We start from the raw sequence: 16,434 nt of genomic DNA on the forward strand, positions 1-16,434 counted from the left end.
CGAGTAGCATGGCCGCATGACCACTCCTGAGACCACCGTTCAGCCGCTCACCCCCGTCCTCAACGGGCTCAACCTGCTGGGCGACGACGCCGCAGGTGCCTCCTGCTGCGGCGGATCCGCATGCGGATCCGAGGGCTGAACCACCGGTCCTGAACGACGGAGGCGGCCCGGGCGGAAGGGCCCGGGCGAATGCCCGGGCCGCCTCCGTCGTTGGTGCGGTCAGTGCCGTCAGTGCGCCGGTGCGCCTTCGGGCGCGTCGGCCGGCTTGCGGATGAAGAACGACATCGCGAACGTGACGATCGACAGCGTTGCGGCGATGGTGAACGCAGCACCCGTTCCCGCGGCACCGGCCGCGCCCTCGACGGCGCCGTTGGCGGCGGCGGACGCCTTCGCCGCCTCCAGAATGGTGATCATGAGGGCGATGCCCGCGGCACCCGCCACCTGCTGCACGGTGCCGAGAACCGCACTGCCGTGCGAGTAGAGCTTCGGCTGCACGGATCCGAGCGAGGCCGTGAACAGCGGGGTGAACGCCATCGCGAGACCGATCGAGAGCAGGGTCTGGGCCACGCCGATCACCCACACGTTGGTCTGCGCGGTGAGGGTGGTGTAGAACCACAGCACCGCGGCCGCGATGAACGAGCCCGGGATCAGCAGGACGCGTGGACCGCGGGCGTCGTAGATGCGTCCGATGAGCGGACCGAGCAGACCCATCGCGAGGGAGCCGGGCAGCAGAAGCAGACCGGACTCCAGCGCCGAGATGCCGAGCACACTCTGCAGATAGAGTGGCAGGACCGTGATGGCGCCGAAGAACGACAGCGACAGGAACAGCATCATCAGGATGGACAGCGTGAAGTTACGCGACAGGAAGACGCGCAGATCCAGCAACGCGTCGTCCTTGCGCTGGAGCACCAGCTGACGCCAGATGAACAGCGCCAGACCGATCACGCCGACACCGAGCGATGCCGCGAGAGTGACGCCGGCCAGCGGCCCCGCGCCGTCGGCGCTGGCTGCGGCCTTCTCCGCGCCGCCGATCTGGCTGAGTCCGAAGACGATGCCGCCGAAGCCGAGGGCCGACAGCACGATGGAGAGCACGTCGAGCGGAGCCGTGGTTGGCTCTCCGACGTTCACCATCCACTTCGCTCCGGCGAGCATGGCGACGATAGCGATGGGCAGCACGATGCCGAAGATCCATCGCCAGCCGATGGAGTCGAGGATGAGGCCGGCCATCGTGGGGCCGATGGCGGGTGCGAGTGACATCACGATGCTCATGCGACCCATGAACCGGCCGCGGGAGGCCGGGGGCACCAGCTCCATGACGGTCGTCATCATGAGCGGCATCATCACGGCGGTTCCGGAAGCCTGCACGACACGGGCGACGAGGAGCACCTCGAAGCCCGGTGCGAGGAACGCGATGAGGGTGCCGAGGCTGAACAGCGTGATCGCCGTGAGGAACACCTGGCGGGTGGTGAAGCGCTGCAGGAGGAAGCCCGTGGTCGGGATGATCACGGCCATGGTGAGCATGAACGCCGTGGTGAGCCACTGAGCGGCGCCGGCAGTGATGTGCAGGTCGTCGATGAGGTGCGGGATCGCCACACCCATCGTCGTTTCGTTGAGGATGGCGACGAAAGCCGCCGCAAGCAGGAGGGAGAGGAGTCTGTTGGCGTTCGCGGGCATCGCGCCGGAGCGAATGGGTACGGCGGCGGTGTCGGTCATGAGGTGCTTCCTGATTCAAGTGCTCGACTAACGAGCGGTGCGACGGGACGGGCGCGTCCCGAGGACTGCTGGATTAGCGTAACGAGGGGGTCGGACATTGCATTCCCGAGTTCCACAACTCCAGCCGGACGGCGTGCGACGATGGCGCCATGCGTTTCGTGCACATGCCGCTGGTCCGTATCGTCGCCAGCGCGATCATCGGGGTGCTCGTCGGGTTGTCGGTGGGCTCCGCGCTCGGTGCGGCAGCCGGGTCGCTCGCCGGGTGGGGAGCTGCTGCCCTGCTGGTGTCCGCGTGGATCCTGCTGACCGTGTGGCCGATGGATCCGCAGCGCACCCGCGCGCACGCGGTCCGCGAGGATCCGGGACGCGATCTCGCGCGCGTGCTTTCGTTGCTGGGCAGCATCGTGTCGCTCGGCGCGGTCGTGGTCGTCGTGCTGCAGAGCAACTCCTCCGATCACGCACGCGCCGGCGTGCTCGCCGCGATCGCGGTGGGCAGTGTGGTCGCCACCTGGATCCTCATCCAGACCGACTACATGCTCCGGTACGCGCGCATCTACTACTCCGAGCCGGAGGGCGGCATCGACTTCAACGAGGACGACTCGCCGCAGTACAGCGACTTCGCGTACTTCTCGGTCGGTCTCGGCATGACCTATCAGGTGGCGGACACGAACGTGCGCACCAAGCAGCTGCGCAAGGTCGTCACTGCGCAGACGATGCTGGCGTATCTGTTCGGCGCCGTGATCCTCGGCACCGTCATCAACCTGGTGACCGGTCTCGCCTGATCAGCGGAGGTTGCCGTTGCCCTCACCGTGGACGAGATCGGTCGGCACCGCACGCGGCATGTAGTTCTTCAGCAGAACTTCCTCCGGTGCGTCCCGGTCATCGAGCTCGGCGTCGGTGGGACGGCGCGGTTCATTCGGAGTGCTCATGCCGCAACCATAGACCCGGGCATAGGGTGAGGGGATGAGTTTCGGCGGATTCGGCGGCGGCATGGGAGGCGGCGGCCCCTTCCGCGGAGTCGATGCCGAGTCGCAGCGCAAGGCCAATGCCGCGGCCCCGCGGATCCCCGACCTGGGCCGGCGGGTGGTCGCACTGTTTCGCCCCTATCGAGGCCGCATCCTCATCACCGTGCTGCTGGTCATCGCGGGAGCCGCGGTCGCCGTGGTCCCGCCGCTGCTGGTGCAGCGGGTGTTCGATGACGCCCTGTTCCCGGTGGATGCGCGGCCACAGCTGTCCCTGCTGATCGCGCTGGTGGCCGGCATGATCGGGCTGTTCCTGCTCTCCGCCCTGCTGGGCGTCGCCCAGACGTGGTTCACCTCGACGGTGGGCAACGCGGTGACAGGTGATCTGCGCGTCAAGCTGTTCGAGCACCTGCAGGCGATGGAGCTGGGCTTCTTCACCCGCACGAAGACGGGCGTGATCCAGTCCCGCCTCCAGAACGACGTCGGCGCCGTCTCCAACGTCCTCACCTCCACCGTGACCAGCATCATCGGTAACACCGTCACGGTGGTCGCATCGATCGTCGCCATGGTCCTGATCGACTGGCGGCTGACCATCCTCGCCGTGATCCTCATGCCCATCCTCGCGGTCATCCAGCGCCGGGTGGGGCAGGTGCGCGCGCGCATTGCGGGACAGACGCAGGAGTCGCTCTCCGAGCTCAGCTCCATCACGCAGGAGACCCTCAGTGTGTCGGGGATCCTGCTGTCCAAGTCCTTCAACCGGCAGCGAACCGAGTCCGCACGCTACGCCGCGGAGAACACGAACCAGGTGGGCCTTCAGGTGAAGCGCGCGATGAGCGGCCAGGGCTTCTTCGCCGTGGTCCAAGTGCTCATGGCGTCCGTCCCGGCCGTGGTGTACCTCGTGGCGGGCTATCTCATCACCGGCGGTGCCGACACCATCACCGCGGGGACCATCGTCGCATTCACCACGGTGCAGGCTCGCCTGCTGCAGCCGCTGATGGGGTTGATGCGCGTGGCCCTGGACCTGCAGACCTCGGTGGCCGTGTTCAGCCGTATCTTCGAGTACCTCGATCTCAGGCCCGCCATCCAGGACTCTCCCGACGCCATCACGGTCGCCGATGCGCCCGGTCCGCGCGGTCGCATCGAGTTCCGCGATGTGGTCTTCCGCTATCCCGACGCCGGCCCCGACGCACGAGCCACCCTCGACGGCATCAGCTTCGCCATCGAACCGGGGCAGAACGTCGCGTTCGTCGGTCCGTCGGGAGCTGGCAAGACCACCATCCTGTACCTCGCGCCGCGCTTCTACGAGGTCAGCGGCGGTGCGGTGCTCTTCTCCGGAACGGACGTGCGCGACCTCACCCAGGCGTCCATCATCGACAACGTGGGCATCGTCTCGCAGGAGACCTACCTGTTCCACGCGACCATCCGGGAGAACCTCCGCTACGCCAAGCCGGATGCGACCGATGAGGAGCTCGAGGCGGCCTGCCGCGCGGCGAACATCCATCACGTCATCGCCGGCTTCGACAAGGGATACGACACGGTCGTCGGAGAGCGCGGCTACCGGCTGTCCGGCGGGGAGAAGCAGCGCATCGCGATCGCGCGCGTCCTGCTCAAGGACCCGCCCGTGATCCTGCTCGACGAGGCCACGAGCGCGCTGGACACCGTCTCCGAGCGTGTGGTTCAGGAGGCTCTCGACGAGGCGTCCCGGGGGCGGACGACGCTGTCCATCGCGCACCGGCTGTCCACGGTGATCGGCGCGGACGTGATCCACGTGGTGGAGGCAGGACGCATCGTCGAGTCCGGAACGCATGCCGAGCTCCTCGCCGAGGGCGGACTGTACGCGCAGCTGGCGCAGCAGCAGATCGACGCCACCCGCGTGCTCCGGGAAGACATCGCCGAGGCGCCAGCGGTCCTCGAGGCCACGGATGTCCTTGACGAAGACGAAGACCCGCAGCTGGACACCGGCACGATCCGCACCCCGCCGCTGCGGTGACGCGTGGCCGCAGCGGTCCGTGACCGCTATGCTGGCCTGACAATCGAACACGACTCATGGTCGCCGCGGGAGAGTCCGTCACGGACACCGAAGGAGCAAGCCTCCCCGCCAATCTCTCAGGTCAACACACCGCGGAGACCCGGTCACTCTGAAAAGCGATCCACACGGATCCGCCGACGGTGAAAGCACCCCTGGTGTGAAACTCTCAGGCCCATGACAGAGGGGGAGTTCCAGGCGCCGTCCGGCGTCCGGCTCGCCCTTTCGCCGGGAGAATCATGACGGAACCCCGCTACACCCCCCTCCGAGACCGACACGAGGCGCTCGGCGCCGCCTTCACCGACTTCGGCGGATGGATGATGCCGGTGCGCTACACCTCGGATCTCGCCGAGCACAAGGCTGTCCGCGAGAGCGCCGGCCTGTTCGACATCTCCCACATGGCGGAGTTCCTGCTCGCCGGCGCGGATGCGGCTGCGTTCCTCGACTACGCGGTCGCCGGCCGTATCTCCACGATGAAGGTGGGCAAGGCCAAGTACTCGCTGCTGCTCGACGAGCGCGGCGGCATCATCGACGACCTCATCGTGTACCGGATGGCCGATGACCGCTTCCTGATCATCTCCAACGCGGGCAACCGGGACGCCGTCGCCCTTGCGCTCACGGATCGTGCCCGGGACTGGGACGCCGGTGTCGCCGAGCGACTCACGGGTGCTGCGCCCAAGCGCACGGAAGCGCTGGCGGACGATGTCTCCGACGAGATGGCCCTGATCGCCGTTCAGGGCCCGAGGGCCCGCGGGATCCTGGAGGCTCTGCCCGGCTTCACCGTGAGCGGCGTGCCGCTCGCCGAGCTCGCCTACTACGCGTGGAGCGAAGGCGACTTCGGCGACGCCCCGGTCTTCATCGCTCGCACCGGCTACACCGGCGAGGACGGGTTCGAGCTGCTGGTCCCGAACTCCGCCGCGGGCGAGCTGTGGGACGCATTGCTGGCCTCCGGCGCCGACGAGCTGGTCCCCGCCGGTCTGGCAGCGCGCGACACGCTGCGCCTCGAGGCAGGCATGCCCCTGTACGGACACGAGCTGTCGCTCGAGACCGCACCGACCCAGGCCGGCCTCGGCCGGGTCGTCGCCGTCGACAAGGAGGACTTCGTGGGCAAGGACGGGCTGGCCGCGCGCGAGCTCACCGACGCTCCCGTGCTGGTCGGCCTGATCGCCGAGGGCAAGCGCGCCGGCCGTGCCGGATACGACGTCTACCGGGGCGAGGACAAGGTCGGGGAGATCACCTCCGGCGCCCTCAGCCCGACGCTGGGCCACCCCATCGCGATGGCCCTCGTCCACCCCTCGGCGGCCGCCGAGGGCACCGAACTCCAGCTGGATGTGCGGGGCACCCGCATTCCGGCCACCGTGACCACCCTGCCTTTCTACCGGAGGAACCAGTGACCGATCTCAACTCCCTGAAGTACACGTCCGAGCACGAGTGGATCGCCCTCGACGGCGACATCGCGACGATCGGCATCACCTCGTACGCCGCCGCCCAGCTCGGCGACATCGTCTACCTGGATCTGCCTGCCGTCGGCACGCAGATCGCGATCTCGTCCGTGGTGGGCGAGATCGAGTCGACCAAGTCGGTCGGCGAGCTCTACGCTCCGCTGAACGGTGAGATCGTGGAGACCAATGACGAGGCGGCCGCGGAGCCGTCCCTCGTCAACTCCGAGCCGTTCGACGGCGGCTGGCTGATCAAGGTGCGCGTCTCGGGCGAGCTGCCCGGCGACCTCCTCGACCACGCCGCCTACCAGGCGCTGGTGGGGGAGGCGTGACCCGCTTCCAGGACCGCCACATCGGAACGGACGCCGCGGCGCAGGATGTCATGCTGGACGCGCTCGGCGTCACCAGCGAGGACGGCGACCGCCTCGGTGCGCTCGTCGAGCGCGCGCTCCCGGCGGTCATCCGCGGCGAGCGTCCGGCGTCCGTGCTACCCGAGGCGGCATCGGAGGCGGAGGCCATTGCGGAGCTGCGCGCGCTGGCGTCGCGCAACCGCGTCACCCGGCCGATGATCGGCCTCGGCTACTACGGCACCCTTACGCCGTCCGTGATTCAGCGCAACGTCCTGGAGAACCCCTCCTGGTACACGGCCTACACGCCGTATCAGCCGGAGATCTCGCAGGGGCGCCTGGAAGCGCTGATCAACTTCCAGACGATGGTGTGCGACCTCACCGGTCTCGACACGGCCAACGCGTCGATGCTGGACGAGTCGACGGCAGTCGCCGAGGGCATGCTCCTTGCACGCCGCGCGTCGCGTGCGAAGACCGACGTGTTCGTCGTCGACGCCGACGCGCTGCCGCAGACGAAGGCCGTGCTGGCCACCCGGGCCGACGCCGTGGGGATCACCCTGGTCGAGGTTGACTTCGCCGCCGGTGAGGAGATGCCCGCCGAGCTGTTCGGCTCGTTCGTGCAGTATCCGGGCGCCTCTGGTCGCGTCTGGGACGTCTCCGGCGTCATCGATGCGACGCACACAGCCGGAGGCCTGTCTGTCGTGGCCGCCGATCTGCTGGCGCTGACCCTCCTGCGGTCACCGGGGTCGATGGGCGCGGACGTCGCGGTCGGCACCACACAGCGCTTCGGCGTGCCGCTGGCGTTCGGCGGACCGCACGCGGGCTACATGGCCGTGCACTCCGGTCTTGAGCGTCAGCTGCCCGGCCGCCTCGTCGGCGTCTCCGTCGATGCGGAGGGCAAGCCCGCGTACCGCCTGTCGCTGCAGACGCGCGAGCAGCACATCCGCCGCGAGAAGGCCACGAGCAACATCTGCACCGCTCAAGTGCTGCTGGCCGTGATGGCCTCGATGTACGCCGTGTACCACGGTCCCGACGGGCTGCGCCGCATCGCGATGGACGTCGCGGGCAAGGCGGCGACGCTGGCGTCCTGGCTGCGCCAGGGCGGGCTCGACATCACGGAAGACGTGTTCTTCGACACCGTCCAGGTCCGGGTCCCCGGTCGCGCATCGGCGATCGTCGCATCGGCGCACGCAGCGGGATACCTCCTGCGCGAGGTCTCGGGCGACGTCGTCGGCATCGCCGTGGACGAGTCGACGACGCTGGGCGACCTGCTTGCCGTGCTTGCCGCCTTCGGCGTCGAGCACCCCGGTGGGATCGTGTTCGGAGCGACGCCCTTCTCCGCCGCGTTCTTGGAGCTGGAGAAGACCTGGGGCGACCTGCGCCGCCGCGAGGAGTATCTGACGCACCCGGTGTTCAGCCTGCACCACAGCGAGACGGCGATGATGCGCTACCTCAAGCAGCTGGCCGATCGGGACTACGCGCTGGATCGGGGCATGATCCCGCTCGGCTCGTGCACCATGAAGCTCAACGCCGCGACCGAGATGGCGGCGATCACGTGGCCGGAGTTCGCGGGTCTGCACCCGTTCGCCCCGGCGGAGGACGTGGCGGGCATCCTCGAACTGGTCGACCAGCTCGAAACGTGGCTTGCCGACGTCACGGGGTACGACGCGGTCTCGCTGCAGCCGAACGCCGGTTCGCAGGGCGAGCTGGCCGGGCTGCTCGCGATCCGCGGGTATCACCTGTCGCGTGGCGACGATCACCGCACGATCTGCCTCATCCCGTCCTCAGCGCACGGCACGAACGCCGCGTCCGCGGTGCTGGCCGGCATGAAGGTGGTCGTGGTGGCCACCGACGACCTGGGCAACGTGGACCTCGCCGATCTCAAGGCGAAGATCGCCCAGTACGCGGATGAACTCGGCGCGCTGATGATCACGTACCCCTCGACGTTTGGCGTGTACGAGAGCGACGTGATGGAGGTCACCTCGGCGGTTCACGCCGCGGGAGGTCAGGTGTACATCGACGGCGCGAACTTCAACGCCCTCGTGGGGATCAGCCGTTTCGGCGACCTCGGCGGCGACGTCTCGCACCTCAACCTGCACAAGACGTTCGCCATCCCGCACGGCGGCGGTGGCCCCGGCGTCGGTCCGGTTGCTGCGAAGGCCCACCTGGCGGAGTTCCTCCCGGGACACCCGCAGGCACAGCGTGCCGAGCATGCCGGCGGGCACGTCTTCGCCGGTGGCCCGGTGTCGGGCGCCCCCTACGGCTCCGCCGGCGTGCTGCCGATCTCGTGGGCGTACGTGCGCATGATGGGCGCCTCGGGTCTTCGCGATGCGACGGCGGCAGCGGTGCTGTCGGCGAACTACATCGCCAAGCGCCTCGAGGGCCATTACCCCGTGCTCTACACGGGTGAGGGCGGTTTCGTCGCCCACGAGTGCATCCTCGATCTGCGTCCCCTCAAGGAGGAGACCGGGGTCACCGTCGACGACGTGGCCAAGCGCCTCATCGACTATGGATTCCACGCTCCGACGATGTCGTTCCCGGTCGCGGGCACGCTCATGGTGGAGCCCACTGAGTCGGAGGATCTGGGGGAGGTCGACCGCTTCATTGAGGCGATGATCCAGATTAAGGCGGAAGCCGATCAGGTCGCCGCCGGGGTCTGGCCCGCGGACGACAACCCGCTGGTCAACGCCCCGCACACCGCGGAGTCTGTGATCGCGGGGGAGTGGGCGCACGCCTACCCGCGTGAGCTGGCCGTCTACCCGGTGCACACCCTGGTGCGCACCAAATACTGGCCCCCGGTGCGCCGGATCGACCAGGCGTACGGCGACCGCAACCTCGTCTGCGCCTGCCCCCCGATCGAGGCCTTCGCCTAACCGGCACCACTTCCCGCGAAACACCCCAGCACGTCCGAGAAACCCCCGCAACGCCGGGTTTCTCGGCCGTGCTGGGGTTTCGCGGTTAGAGCGAGCGGTGATGGTGGAACAGCCGGGGCAACGTCGACAGACGTGGAGCATCTGGCTGGCCGCTTCGCGGAGGCCGGCGAGATCAAGGACGTCGCGGACGGCGAGGATCGGTGCGATCCGCGAACGACCAGCGCGGGAGGCCTGCCATGTGGCGACGGATCGAATCCGCAGCCCTCTCGGCGATCATTGCGTCCCGCTCCGCGCCCGGGGCCAGCAGAAGCCGGGGCGTTAGGAGGCGGGGGCGAAGAGGGGAGCGAGGAACGGGGAGGCGAGTGCGAGGGGGTAGCCGATGAAGGCGATCACGTCGATCAGGGTGTGGGCGATCACCAGCGGCATGACGCGCTTCCATCGCAGGTAAAGCCATCCGAAGACCAGCCCCATGAGGATGTTGCCGATCATCGGGCCCTCACCCTGGTAGGAGTGATACGCGCCACGGATCAGCGCGGACGTGACGATGGTCGCGACCGGCCCCACGCCGAGCCGACGGAACCGGTCGAACAGCCAGCCGATCATGATGACCTCCTCCATCACCCCCGAACGCAGCGCGGACAGCACGAGGGTGCCGATGCTCCACCATGCGAGGGTGGACTCCGAGGCCTGCACCGCCACGGTGACGCCGATCAGCCGCCCGAGCAGATAGAGGCCGATCCCCGGCACGCCGATCACGACGACGAACAGCGCGCCGCGTGCCAGGTCCTGACCGATGCGGGTGAAGTCCATGCCCATGGCTCGGAGCGCGTTGCGACCCGGTTCCCAGAGCAGATACACGACGAGGCCCACGAGCATCAGGTCGAAGAACACGTCGAGGCAGTTGTAGACGATGTCCCACACGGGGACGGTGTCCAGCGTCGGATTGAGCTGGGTGCTCTGCTGCGACAGCGGGGTCTCCGACAGGCGCCGCCGCACCAGACGCAGCAGCGAGTACACCGCGGAGGCGCCGAAGGTGGCACTCAGCACCAGCACCACCTCCCACCTCAGACGCGCTCGGGTGTAGGCGGGGGTCACGGCGGCATCGGTCACGTCACGATGCTACGACCGGTGAGCGAGAGGACCGTGCTCCTCTGAGCGCTGGAAAGCCCTCCGGCTGCTCATTGTTCGCAGCCGTCGCGCGCCGGGGTGAGCACGTCCGGCGACCGTCCGCTCCGGGGAGCGAAACAGGCGCCGTCGGCAAGCTCGGACGGCCTCCTGAGCGAAGCCTGAACAGTGAGCGATGTGGTGGTCAAAATGTGTATGCAAGCACATATATGCGCAGCCCGATGGCCGGTTCTTTGTGCACATTGCCAATCCTGCCCAGGGTTGACATCGGCCTGTCTCGTATGGCACTTATCACATCGCGCAATGCATGGGGGCTGCGGTAAAAGATCTGTAACGGTTGGGCAGCGGACTTTGCTCAGATCCCCAGCGGAACCTAAAGTTGCCCTAACCCATTGCGCGTCACCGTTGACGTCGCGTGGTTACTTCACCCAATGCACAGGAGGACAAGTGAAGCGCACGAAGATTGCCGTATCCGGCATCGCGCTGCTGAGTGTTGCGGCACTCGCGCTGGCTGGATGCTCGTCGAACGGCGGCGGCACGGACAACCCGAGCTCCGGATCGAGCGCTGATGGTGGCACCAGCACCGGCGACATGATCATCAAGACCAACGGTTCCGAGCCCCAGAACTCGCTCATCCCCGCCAACACGAACGAGGTCGGCGGTGGAAAGATCCTCGACTCGCTCTTCGCTGGTCTGGTCTACTACGACGCAGACGGCAAGCCCGTTCTCGACATGGCGCAGGAGATCAAGCAGGAGGACGCTCAGAACCTGACCGTCACCCTGAAGAAGGGCCAGAAGTTCTCCGACGGCACCGAGGTCAAGGCCGACAACTTCATCAAGGCCTGGAACGACGGCGCGAAGTTCTCCAACGGCTACACCTCGTCCTACTTCTTCGAGGACATCGAGGGTTACGACGGCGCTGCGGACTCCGAGCTCACCGGCCTGGTCAAGGTGGATGACTACACCTTCACCATCAAGCTGAACAAGCCGGCTTCCGACTTCGCTCTGCGTCTCGGCTACTCGGCGTTCTACCCGCTCCCGGACTCCGCCTTCGAGGACATGGCGAAGTTCGCCGAGGCCCCCATCGGCAACGGCCCCTACAAGCTGGCGGGCGACGACGCCTGGCAGCACGACGTCTCCATCTCGCTCGTCAAGAACGAGACCTACGAGGGTGGCCGCGCCGCGAAGAACGACGGTCTCGACATCGTCTTCTACCAGACCGCTGACGCCGCGTACTCCGACCTGCTCGGTGGCAACGTCGACGTGATCGACCAGATCCCGGGCAGCTCGTTCGCGACCTTCGAGAGCGAGCTCGGCGACCGTGCTGTCAACCAGCCCGCCGCGATCTTCCAGTCCTTCACCATCCCGGGGCGCCTCGAGCACTTCTCGGGTGAAGAGGGCAAGCTGCGTCGTGCCGCCATCTCGATGGCCATCGACCGGGCCGAGATCACCAAGACGATCTTCAACGGTACCCGCACCCCGGCGGACGACTTCACGTCGCCGGTCATCGCGGACCGCCCGACGGACCTCGCCGGTGCCGACGTGCTGGAGTTCAACCCGACCAAGGCGAAGGAGCTGTGGGCGCAGGCCGACGCCATCTCGCCGTGGAGCGGTTCGTTCCAGATCGGCTACAACGGTGACTCCAGCCACGGCGAGTGGGTCGACGCTGTCAGCAACCAGCTGAAGAACAACCTCGGTATCGAGGCCTCGGGCAACGCCGTTCCGACGTTCTCCGACTTCCGCAAGCAGGTCACGGACCGCGCCATCCAGACGGCGTTCCGCACCGGCTGGCAGGCCGACTACCCGGGTGTCTACAACTTCCTGGGCCCGCTCTACTCCTCCGCTGCAGCTGACGGCAAGGGCTCCAACGACGGCGACTACAAGTCGCCCGAGTTCGACGCCGCGCTCACCGCTGCGATCTCGGCGACCGACGCCGCTGCGGCCAAGGACGGCTTCAAGAAGGCCGAGGAGATCCTCCTCGCCGACCTGCCGGCCATCCCGCTGTGGTACTCCAACGTGACCGGTGGCTACGCCGAGGGCGTCCAGAACGTCCAGTTCGGCTGGAACTCGGTTCCGCTCTTCTACGAGATCACCAAGTAACACCGACTGATCTCCTCCCGCGAGGCGGTGACGAACGTCACCGCCTCGCGGCCTGTTCATCAACCCTCGCGTTTTCACGAGAAACGCGACACCATGCTCGTAGCACGCGGATCGCGCGATGCGAGCTGTCATTTTGGAGGGAGAGCGGATGGTCGGTTACATCATCAAACGCTTCCTGCAGGTGATCCCCGTGTTCTTCGGGGCAACCCTGCTCATCTACTTCATGGTCTTCGCCATGCCGGGCGACCCGATCGCGGCCCTCTTCGGCCAGCGCGTGCCCAACCCGGCCCAGCTGGCGGAGATCCGGGCGCGGTACCACCTGGACGACCCGTTCATCGTGCAGTACTGGTACTACGTCACCGGTGTGTTCACCGGGAACCTGGGAAAGACCTACTCCGGTCAGGACGTCGCCGTCGTGCTGGGCCGGACCCTTCCGGTCACCGCCCGCCTCGCGGTCCTGGCGATCGGACTGGAGTTCCTTCTCGCCGTCATCATCGGTACGATCTCGGCACTCACCAAGGGCAAGTTCCTCGACATCTCCTCTCTGGTGATCAGCCTGCTGTTCCTGGCCATGCCGATCTTCGTGATCGCGTTCCTGGCGCAGTACTTCCTGGCGATCCAGTGGGGCTGGTTCAAACCCACCGTTCCGCAAGAGGCGGGCTGGGGTGATCTCTGGTTGCCAGCCATCGTGCTGGGCGTCAGCATGTACGCCACCAGCATGCGCCTGATGCGCGGCTCGGTGATCGACACCCTCAACCAGGACTGGGTGCGTACGGCATACAGCAAGGGACTCTCGCGCTCGCGCGTGCTCCCCGTGCACGTGCTCCGCAACTCGCTGATTCCCGTGGTGACCAACTCGGCCACCAACTTCGGTGTGCTCCTGGTGGGCGCGACCGTGACCGAGGGAATCTTCAACGTCCCCGGTGTGGGAAACCAGCTCTTCAAGGCAGTGCAGCTGCAGGAGGGGACGACGATCGTCTCCTTCGTGACCGTGTTCGTGATCCTGTATGTGCTCGTGAACCTGGTCGTGGACCTGCTGTACGTCGTGCTCGACCCAAGGATCCGTTATGCCAAGTGATGAGATGACGCCTCCGGAGGCGTCGATGAACCTCCGGGACATGACCTCGATGGACCCGTCGCAGGTGCCCACCGAAGTCGCGCCGGTCACACGCGGCGCAGATCACTACGTCGCCGAGGTCCTGACGGACACCATCTCGGTGGACGAGGTCCGTGTCGGCGAGAAGCGCTCCAACCTCTGGCTGGACGCCTGGCGGGACCTGCGTCGTCGCCCGCTGTTCTGGCTCTCTCTGCTCGTGGTGCTGGTCATCCTGCTCATGGCGCTGTTCCCCAGCATGTTCACCAGCATCGCGCCCAACAACGGGTGCGAGCTCAGCAACAGCAATAAGGGGCCGACGGGCGAGCACTGGCTCGGCTTCACGCGTCAGGGCTGCGACATCTGGGCGCGCATCGTCTTCGGTGCGCAGACCTCGCTGTCCGTCGGTCTGCTGGCCACCCTCATCGGATCGGTGATCGGTCTGATCTTCGGTGCCTTCGCGGGCTTCTACGGCGGGTGGCTGGACTCCATCCTCTCGCGCGTGGGCGACATCTTCTTCGCCATCCCGTACATCCTCGCGGCGATCGTCGTGATGAGCGTGCTCTCGCAGTACCGCAACCCGTTCATCATGGCGCTGGCCATCGGTGGGTTCGCCTGGGCGAGCACGGCGCGTGTGGTGCGAGCGGAGGTCATCCGCGTTCGTCAGCTGGACTACGTGATGGCCTCGACGGCGCTCGGCATGTCCCGGTTCCGCACGATGCTCTCGCACGTGATCCCGAACGCGATCGCTCCGCTGATCGTGGTGACCACGATCAGCCTGGCCAGCGCCATCGTGGCCGAGGCCACGCTGTCGTTCCTGGGCCTCGGGCTCGGATCGGAGACCATGAGCTGGGGCCTGGACATCAGCCAGGCTCAGGCGAGTATCAAGGTGGCGCCGATGGCGCTGATCTACCCGTCCATCGCGCTGACGGTGACGGTGCTCGCATTCATCATGCTCGGTGAGCTGATCCGCGATGCCCTCGACCCGAGGGCGAGGGCCCAGCGATGACCGCGACGGAAGGAATCGGCTCGGTGAGCAACACCCCGCTGCTGTCGGTGCGTGATCTGAAGATCACGTTCGGAACGAAGAAGGCCACCCGCGAGGTCGTTCACGGCGTCAGCTTCGACATCTTCCCCGGCGAAACCGTCGCCATCGTGGGAGAGTCGGGCTCGGGCAAGTCGACGACCGCCTCGGCGATCATCAATCTGCTGCCCGGCACCGGCCGGGTCACCGGCGGGTCCATCTCGCTGGACGGACGGGAGCTCACCACGCTCACCCGCCCGCAGATGGAGTCGCTGCGCGGACGGGAGATCGGATACGTCCCGCAGGACCCGATGTCCAATCTCAACCCGGTGTGGAGCATCGGCTTCCAGGTGGCCGAGGCCGTCCGGGCCAACAGCGACGGCCGGTTGAGCCGCGCGCAGGTGAAGGCACGCACGATCGAGGTGCTGAAGCAGGCCGGCCTCGCCGACGCGGAGCGTCGCCTGGGGCAGTTCCCGCATCAGTTCTCCGGCGGTATGCGCCAGCGTGCGCTGATCGGAATCGGCCTCGCTGCTGACCCGCGCCTGCTCATCGCCGACGAGCCGACGTCCGCGCTCGATGTGACGGTGCAGCGTGTGATCCTCGATCACATGGCGTCCCTCACGCGTGAGAAGGGCACCTCCGTGCTTCTGATCACGCACGATCTGGGTCTGGCCGCGGAGCGTGCCGAGAAGATCATCGTGATGAACCAGGGCAGCATCGTGGAGTCGGGGCCGAGCCGCGAGATCCTCCAGCACCCGCGTCACCCGTACACCCAGCGTCTCGTCGCGGCCGCGCCTTCGCTGGCGTCCAAGCGGATCGAGATCGCGGTGCGCGAGTCGGGTGAGGAGCCCCGCCCCGTCACGGGCATGTTCGACACCCCCACGGTGCGCGTGGAGGGCCTGACGAAGGACTACCGCATTCGTCAGGGCGCGTTCGGCAGCGTGCCGTTCCGTGCCGTCGACAACGTCTCCTTCGGCATTCCGCGAGGAAAGACGCTGGCGCTGGTGGGCGAGTCCGGTTCGGGCAAGTCGACCGTCGCGAAGATGGTGCTGAAGCTGGAGGATCCCACCGCCGGCGTCATCGAGGTCGACGGCAAGGACGTCTCCAAGCTGGATCGTGCCGGCACACTGGCGCTGCGGCGACGCATGCAGCCCGTGTTCCAGGACCCGTACAGCTCGCTGGATCCGCTTCGCAGCATCGGATCGCTGATCGAGGAGCCGATGCGCATCCACCACGTGGGTACGTCGGCGGAGCGTGACGCACGCGTGCGTGAGCTTCTCGACCAGGTCGCGCTGCCGCAGCGGCTGGCCGAGCGCTATCCGAACGAGCTGTCCGGCGGTCAGCGTCAGCGCGTGGCCATCGCTCGCGCGCTCGCTCTGAAGCCCGACATCGTCGTGCTGGACGAGGCGGTCTCCGCGCTCGACGTGCTGGTGCAGGACCAGATCCTGCAGCTGCTCGCTCAGCTACAGGACGAGCTGGGTCTGACCTATCTCTTCATCACACACGACCTGGCCGTGGTGCGCGTCGCCGCCGACCTCGTCTGCGTGATGGAGAAGGGCGTGGCCGTGGAGCAGGGGACGGTGGACGAGATCTTCGCCAACCCGCAGCAGGAGTACACGCAGCGTCTCCTGGCCGCGATCCCCGGCGCCGACATCGAGCTCGGCATCAGCTGACTCGTACGCACCGAAGGGCGTCCCGCGCGAGCGGGGCGCCCTTCGTCGTCTCGGAGGTC

The 16,434-nt window shown here is 67.3% G+C and carries 13 protein-coding genes and 2 riboswitches; of the genes, 10 read left to right on the forward strand and 3 right to left on the reverse strand.

All coding sequences use genetic code 11. The features are described from left to right. Window positions 1–16: 16 nt before the first annotated feature. Window positions 17–139 (forward strand): hypothetical protein, encoded by a 123-nt coding sequence (locus LQ566_RS17400; protein WP_269142767.1) that lies wholly within the window; start codon window positions 17–19, stop codon window positions 137–139. 89 nt (window positions 140–228) lie between these two features. On the opposite strand, the gene LQ566_RS00770 is transcribed toward LQ566_RS17400, so the two are convergent. Next, window positions 229–1,713, reverse strand: coding sequence for a DHA2 family efflux MFS transporter permease subunit (locus tag LQ566_RS00770; protein ID WP_231089639.1), 1,485 nt, complete (start codon window positions 1,711–1,713; stop codon window positions 229–231). A 149-nt stretch (window positions 1,714–1,862) separates the two neighbouring features. On the opposite strand from LQ566_RS00770, the gene LQ566_RS00775 reads away from it, so the two are divergent. Beyond that, window positions 1,863–2,495, forward strand: coding sequence for a DUF1345 domain-containing protein (locus LQ566_RS00775; protein WP_231089640.1), 633 nt, complete (start codon window positions 1,863–1,865; stop codon window positions 2,493–2,495). Here the strand turns inward: LQ566_RS00775 and LQ566_RS00780 are convergent, their stop codons facing one another. Further along, a complete protein-coding gene (locus LQ566_RS00780; RefSeq protein ID WP_231089641.1) occupies window positions 2,496–2,642 on the reverse strand; it encodes a hypothetical protein in 147 nt (48 codons plus the stop codon). A gap of 34 nt (window positions 2,643–2,676) precedes the next feature. Here LQ566_RS00780 and LQ566_RS00785 point away from each other — a divergent pair, with 34 nt between their 5' ends. From LQ566_RS00785 to gcvP, 4 genes are all read left to right on the forward strand, one after another. Then, window positions 2,677–4,665 (forward strand): ABC transporter ATP-binding protein, encoded by a 1,989-nt coding sequence (locus LQ566_RS00785; protein ID WP_231089642.1) that lies wholly within the window; start codon window positions 2,677–2,679, stop codon window positions 4,663–4,665. A gap of 56 nt (window positions 4,666–4,721) precedes the next feature. Beyond that, window positions 4,722–4,807: riboswitch (glycine riboswitch) on the forward strand. A 1-nt stretch (window position 4,808) separates the two neighbouring features. Then, a riboswitch (glycine riboswitch) is annotated at window positions 4,809–4,892 on the forward strand. A 48-nt stretch (window positions 4,893–4,940) separates the two neighbouring features. Beyond that, window positions 4,941–6,095 (forward strand): glycine cleavage system aminomethyltransferase GcvT, encoded by a 1,155-nt coding sequence (gcvT, locus tag LQ566_RS00790; RefSeq protein ID WP_231089643.1) that lies wholly within the window; start codon window positions 4,941–4,943, stop codon window positions 6,093–6,095. Then, window positions 6,092–6,472, forward strand: a complete 381-nt coding sequence (gene gcvH / locus LQ566_RS00795; protein WP_231089644.1) for a glycine cleavage system protein GcvH — start codon at window positions 6,092–6,094, stop codon at window positions 6,470–6,472. The genes gcvT and gcvH overlap by 4 nt, the downstream gene beginning before the upstream one ends. A 50-nt stretch (window positions 6,473–6,522) precedes the next feature. After that, entirely contained in the window at window positions 6,523–9,360 is a 2,838-nt protein-coding gene (gene gcvP, locus LQ566_RS00800) for an aminomethyl-transferring glycine dehydrogenase (RefSeq protein WP_231091344.1), read from the forward strand. A gap of 318 nt (window positions 9,361–9,678) precedes the next feature. On the opposite strand, the gene LQ566_RS00805 is transcribed toward gcvP, so the two are convergent. Next, the gene (locus LQ566_RS00805) at window positions 9,679–10,470 is read right to left on the reverse strand and encodes a CPBP family intramembrane glutamic endopeptidase (RefSeq protein WP_231089645.1); all 792 of its coding nucleotides are present in this window, start codon (window positions 10,468–10,470) and stop codon (window positions 9,679–9,681) included. Window positions 10,471–10,932: 462 nt separating this feature from the next. Between LQ566_RS00805 and LQ566_RS00810 the strand changes: the two genes are divergently transcribed. The 4 genes from LQ566_RS00810 (at window position 10,933) to LQ566_RS00825 (ending at window position 16,375) form a co-directional block, all read left to right on the forward strand. Continuing rightward, on the forward strand, window positions 10,933–12,585 hold the full coding sequence (locus LQ566_RS00810) for a peptide ABC transporter substrate-binding protein (protein WP_231089646.1): 1,653 nt from the start codon (window positions 10,933–10,935) through the stop codon (window positions 12,583–12,585). 148 nt (window positions 12,586–12,733) lie between these two features. Beyond that, on the forward strand, window positions 12,734–13,663 hold the full coding sequence (locus tag LQ566_RS00815) for an ABC transporter permease (protein WP_231089647.1): 930 nt from the start codon (window positions 12,734–12,736) through the stop codon (window positions 13,661–13,663). A gap of 49 nt (window positions 13,664–13,712) precedes the next feature. Beyond that, complete coding sequence (locus LQ566_RS00820) at window positions 13,713–14,687, forward strand: ABC transporter permease (RefSeq protein WP_231091345.1); 975 nt, start codon at window positions 13,713–13,715, stop codon at window positions 14,685–14,687. Next, window positions 14,684–16,375 (forward strand): dipeptide ABC transporter ATP-binding protein, encoded by a 1,692-nt coding sequence (locus LQ566_RS00825; protein WP_231089648.1) that lies wholly within the window; start codon window positions 14,684–14,686, stop codon window positions 16,373–16,375. Before LQ566_RS00820 ends, LQ566_RS00825 begins: the two co-directional genes overlap by 4 nt. Window positions 16,376–16,434: the final 59 nt, after the last annotated feature.

It is taken from the genome of Microbacterium nymphoidis (genome assembly GCF_021044885.1).
GTDB classification, from domain to species: Bacteria; Actinomycetota; Actinomycetes; order Actinomycetales; family Microbacteriaceae; genus Microbacterium; species Microbacterium nymphoidis.

What these genes read in the sequence shown, in the direction of transcription:
- LQ566_RS17400 (WP_269142767.1), top strand. Translation starts at nt 17, where the DNA reads ATGACCACTCCTGAGACCACCGTTCAGCCGCTCACCCCCGTCCTCAAC.
- LQ566_RS00770 (WP_231089639.1), bottom strand. Translation starts at nt 1,713, where the DNA reads ATGACCGACACCGCCGCCGTACCCATTCGCTCCGGCGCGATGCCCGCG.
- LQ566_RS00775 (WP_231089640.1), top strand. Translation starts at nt 1,863, where the DNA reads ATGCGTTTCGTGCACATGCCGCTGGTCCGTATCGTCGCCAGCGCGATC.
- LQ566_RS00780 (WP_231089641.1), bottom strand. Translation starts at nt 2,642, where the DNA reads ATGAGCACTCCGAATGAACCGCGCCGTCCCACCGACGCCGAGCTCGAT.
- LQ566_RS00785 (WP_231089642.1), top strand. Translation starts at nt 2,677, where the DNA reads ATGAGTTTCGGCGGATTCGGCGGCGGCATGGGAGGCGGCGGCCCCTTC.
- gcvT (WP_231089643.1), top strand. Translation starts at nt 4,941, where the DNA reads ATGACGGAACCCCGCTACACCCCCCTCCGAGACCGACACGAGGCGCTC.
- gcvP (WP_231091344.1), top strand. Translation starts at nt 6,523, where the DNA reads ATGCTGGACGCGCTCGGCGTCACCAGCGAGGACGGCGACCGCCTCGGT.
- LQ566_RS00815 (WP_231089647.1), top strand. Translation starts at nt 12,734, where the DNA reads ATGGTCGGTTACATCATCAAACGCTTCCTGCAGGTGATCCCCGTGTTC.
- LQ566_RS00820 (WP_231091345.1), top strand. Translation starts at nt 13,713, where the DNA reads ATGGACCCGTCGCAGGTGCCCACCGAAGTCGCGCCGGTCACACGCGGC.
- LQ566_RS00825 (WP_231089648.1), top strand. Translation starts at nt 14,684, where the DNA reads ATGACCGCGACGGAAGGAATCGGCTCGGTGAGCAACACCCCGCTGCTG.